The following is a 4,362-nucleotide window of genomic DNA, read 5'->3' as shown; positions in this document are numbered from 1 at the left end:
GTGAAGAAGGTCTATGGGAACGTCGGGGTTGTCTTTAAAGGCTCTGGTTTCTATAAGACTGATTCCGTACCTAAGTCTTCTTCGAGCGACTAATTCAATGGCCTCGAGCCATGTGAATTTAAAGGCTAGTCGCCGTGGTGGGGAGGGCGATCGCCCTTAATCTCGGCTTCACGAACTGAGTCAGCGTTCTGATCTTCACGAGGGTCGCGTTCATCATCTGTTGTGACGGGAAAGATATCGCTCATAGTCCTTTACGCCCCTTTCGAACGAGAAGTCTCAAGTCTACTCCTGCATACTTCAGCCATGTTTGAAAAACTTGGACACTTCGCCGTTCGCCGCAAAAAGATTGCAGTAATCCTCTTCATTATCGCCACATTAGTTGCAGGTGGAGTCGGAGCCCAAGTATTCAATCGTCTCGACTCTGGCGGATACTCGATTGCTTCAAGTGATTCATACAAGGTCTATACCTACATCAAAGACACTCTTAAGGAATCCGATCCTGCAATTGTCGTGATGGTCGATGCTGGAAAAAGTGTTGATGATCCAACTGTTGCTGCTCGAGCAATTGCGCTCGAGAAGAAGATGGCAACTGAAGATGGCGTGTCAAAGACTCTTTCATATTGGTCATCAGGTGGTGCTCCATCCCTGAAATCAAAGGATGGCAATGCGGCATACATTTTGATTTACGGAAATGGCGAAGCATTTAGTCCCAAGAGCCAAGAACTCGGAAGCACCTTCCAGAAGAATTACGATGGCAAGGTCGATGGCTTCACTCTCTATGCCGGTGGCTTTGGAGTTATCGGAAATGCCATCACAGAGAAGATTGGAAAAGACCTCAAACTCTCTGAATCAATCTCGATTCCACTGACATTTATCTTGTTGGCATTTGTCTTCGGCGCTCTCGCCGCATCAGCTATGCCTTTGATTGTCGGAGTCTTTGCAATTCTCGGCGCATTCTTGATCTTGTATTTGCTCACACTCTTTACCGATGTCAGCGTCTATGCCCTCAACCTCACGACAGGTATGGGTCTTGGACTAGGTATCGATTACGCATTATTGATGGTCAACCGCTTCCGCGAAGAGCTCCATCATGGCAAGAGCGTTGAAGATTCCATCGTTAATATGATGGCAACGGCCGGAAAGACCGTCTTTTACTCAGGTCTGACTGTCCTTGTGACTTTGATGTCTTTGATCTTCTTCCCGCTACCTTTCCTTAAATCATTTGGATATGCCGGTGTATCCGTTGTGGCCCTTGCTGTCATCGGTGCACTTTGTGGTTTGCCGCCAATCCTTGCGATGGTCGGAAACAAAATTGATAAGGGTGTTGTTCGCCGAAGTGCGATAACACCTAAAGAAGAAGGTCGATGGGCGCAAACTGCACGCTTTGTGATGCGTCGTCCTGTTGCAGTGACGGCACTCTCGCTCATCTTCTTAGGAATCCTGGCATCACCACTGACTGCTGCGAAGTTCTCGCAAACAGATTCACGCACACTTCCTGCTTCAAATCCTGCTGCCATCGCAACGGCAACTCAAGCAGAGCGCTTCCCAGGTCAGACCGGAAATCCTGTTGAAATTATCATCCCTAACGGTGTGACAAAGAGCGATGAAGTAACTACATACCTTGCACAGGTTTCCACAGTTGATGGAATCGTCCTGGTCAATCCTGCTCGACCATACGGTGATGACCTTCGCGTAACTGCAATTCATTCAATGTTGCCGCGTTCACCAGAAGCGCAGAACTTGATTCATGAACTCCGAGATATTCAAGCACCTGCCGGCACCATCATCGGCGGAGTTGCAGCCGATTACACAGATTCACAAGATGGAATCTCAGCAACCTTGCCACTTGCATTTGGGTGGATTGCAATCAGCGTCCTGATTCTGCTCTTCCTCTTTACTGGTTCTGTGATTCTGCCAATCAAGGCAATCATTCTTAACGTACTCTCACTCGCAGCAACCATGGGTGTACTGACTTGGGTATTCATCGATGGAAACTTGCAATGGCTTGTAGGTGACTTCACTGTTACCGGAACTCTTGATACATCCATCGTTATCTTGATTGCAGTCGTGGTCTTCGGACTTTCCATGGACTACGAAGTCTTCTTGCTCTCACGTATTCGTGAAGAACATGATGCAGGCAAATCTAATGAAGATGCAGTGGCTATCGGTCTTCAGAGATCTGCACGAATCATTACAGCTGCGGCAGTATTGCTTGCAGTGGTCTTCGCATCCTTCGTGCTCAGCGGAGTAACCTCCATTAAATCGATGGGATTTGGTGTCGCTCTGGCGGTCATGCTCGATGCAACGATTGTTCGCGCTCTCTTAGTTCCTGCACTCATGCGCCTCTTTGGTGAACGCAACTGGTGGGCACCTAAGAGCATGCAGCGATTTACCATTAAGCATTAAGTCCGTAGAATTCGCGAATGGATCTCATCGCCTCTCTGCAATGTGCTGATCAACCTGGAATCGTTCACGCGATGACCAGCGCTGTTCTAGCTGCAGAAGGCAACATCATTGAAAATCAGCAATTTACTGACCACACCACAAATACCTTTGTGATGCGCACTCGCTTCGAATCTGCACAATCTCTTGAAAAAGCTACTGCTATTCTGCAGGCAGGACTTGCTCAATTTAAGCCTGCTCTCCAGATACGCCTGACCCATGAAAAGCCACGCGCCTTAGTTCTTGTGACCAAGGAAAGTCACTGCCTTCGCGATCTTCTCTACCTTCTCGAACTCAATGAGATGCCTATTGAAATTCCACTCGTGATTTCAAATCGCGAAGAATTGAGGGCCCTCGTTGAGTCCCACGGAATTCCATTTATGTACCTTCCAATTGATTCCAGCAATAAAGCGGATCAGGAAGCCGTGATGCTTAACAAGATTGAAGAACTCAAGATCGATTTTGTTGTTCTTGCTCGTTATATGCAGATACTCTCCTCCGAATTCTGCGCTGCTCTTCCCGGCAAGATCATCAATATTCATCACTCGTTCTTACCAGGATTTAAAGGCGCAAAGCCATATCACCAGGCGCATGATCGCGGTGTAAAAATCATTGGGGCTACAGCGCACTTTGTTACGGCGGACCTTGATGAAGGGCCGATTATCGAACAAGATGTTGCACATGTGGGCCATACCGCAACGCCGGAGCAGCTGATTTCGATAGGCCGCGACATCGAGCGACGTGTCTTATCCCGCGCTGTTCAACTCTATGCAGAGGACCGCATCTTTATCGTCGGTCACCGCACGATTGTCTTCTCATGATTGATACTGCCTAATGCTCGGGGGAATCAACAATGAGCTCTTCTTTCAAGGGCTCGCTGGCTATGCCGTCATTGCTCTGATTTTGATTCCAATCCTTAAATGGGCATTTCCTACCAATAAGGCAGTGAAGGCAGAGCGCGCTGAAATGAGAGCGATGCGTAAAGAGCTTCGCAAGATTAAAAGAAAGTAAGTGTCCTAGGCGGGAGTTGAACCTGCGACCTACCGCTTAGGAGGCGGTTGCTCTATCCACTGAGCTACTAGGACTTAATGCGTAAATGCTTGGCAAAGGTTATCGGTATAGGTAGCCTTCCCAAGAATCCATAGGGGATTCGTATCCATCCAAGCGAAAGGCCAATCCATGAGAGCGCTCGTTATCGGCGCAGGCGGAGTTGGCAGTGCAATCGCAAATATCGCTTCTCGTAAGCCATTTATCACTGAATTAGTGATTGCTGATTACGACCTTACTCGCGCAAACGCTGTCACTTCAAAGATCCAAGACCCACGATTTACTGCAGTGGAGGTGGATGCCGGCGATCTGGTGGCGCTTGAAATGTTGATTCGGAAAGTCAATCCTGATGTTGTAGTCAATGCTGTCGATCCACGATTTGTCATGAATATCTTCAATGCAGCAAAGAGCGCTGAAGTGAATTATATCGATATGGCGATGTCGCTATCGACGGCTCACCCAACAGATCCTTTTAATAAGACCGGTGTCATGCTGGGTGATGAACAATTTGCACAAGATGCCGATTGGAGGGCACAGGGCAAGTATGCACTCGTAGGGATGGGAATCGAACCCGGAATGAGCGATGTCTTTGCCCGCTATGCACAGGATTATCTCTTCAGCGAAATCGATGCAGTCACCATTCTCGATGGATCAAATCTCACTGTCGATGGCTATGTATTTGCTCCTTCATTTTCAATTTGGACAACAATTGAAGAGTGTCTCAATCCCCCATTGATTTGGGAGAACGGCGATTTCCATACCGCCAAGCCATTTACGGGTGGCGTCACCTTTGATTTCCCAGAAGGTATCGGGCCGGTTGAATGTGTCGATGTTGAGCACGAAGAGGTTGTATTAATCCCTAAGAAAGTCAAT

General features: G+C 48.0%; 5 protein-coding genes and 1 tRNA gene. 5 read left to right on the top strand and 1 reads right to left on the bottom strand.

From position 1 onward, the window contains the following. From ACKOVI_RS07020 to ACKOVI_RS07005, 4 genes are all read left to right on the top strand, one after another. Positions 1-93 (top strand): FmdB family zinc ribbon protein (locus ACKOVI_RS07020; protein WP_509603360.1); only part of this gene is annotated, 93 nt, incomplete at its 5' end. A gap of 210 nt (positions 94-303) precedes the next feature. Then, positions 304-2,406, top strand: a complete 2,103-nt coding sequence (locus ACKOVI_RS07015; RefSeq protein ID WP_509603359.1) for an MMPL family transporter — start codon at positions 304-306, stop codon at positions 2,404-2,406. 17 nt (positions 2,407-2,423) lie between these two features. Next, complete coding sequence (gene purU / locus ACKOVI_RS07010) at positions 2,424-3,263, top strand: formyltetrahydrofolate deformylase (protein WP_509603358.1); 840 nt, start codon at positions 2,424-2,426, stop codon at positions 3,261-3,263. Positions 3,264-3,276: 13 nt separating this feature from the next. Continuing rightward, positions 3,277-3,453 (top strand): hypothetical protein, encoded by a 177-nt coding sequence (locus ACKOVI_RS07005; RefSeq protein ID WP_509603357.1) that lies wholly within the window; start codon positions 3,277-3,279, stop codon positions 3,451-3,453. A 1-nt stretch (position 3,454) separates the two neighbouring features. Here the strand turns inward: ACKOVI_RS07005 and ACKOVI_RS07000 are convergent. Continuing rightward, positions 3,455-3,527, bottom strand: a tRNA-Arg gene (locus tag ACKOVI_RS07000). A gap of 94 nt (positions 3,528-3,621) precedes the next feature. Here ACKOVI_RS07000 and ACKOVI_RS06995 point away from each other — a divergent pair. Continuing rightward, positions 3,622-4,362: saccharopine dehydrogenase family protein (locus ACKOVI_RS06995; RefSeq protein ID WP_509603356.1), on the top strand; the 741-nt coding region annotated here is incomplete at its 3' end.

This window comes from Candidatus Planktophila sp. (assembly GCF_046070465.1).
GTDB lineage: Bacteria > Actinomycetota > Actinomycetes > Nanopelagicales > Nanopelagicaceae > Planktophila.
The sequence above is the reverse complement of the archived record's forward strand: the minus strand, read 5'-3'. Positions and strand labels throughout refer to the sequence as shown.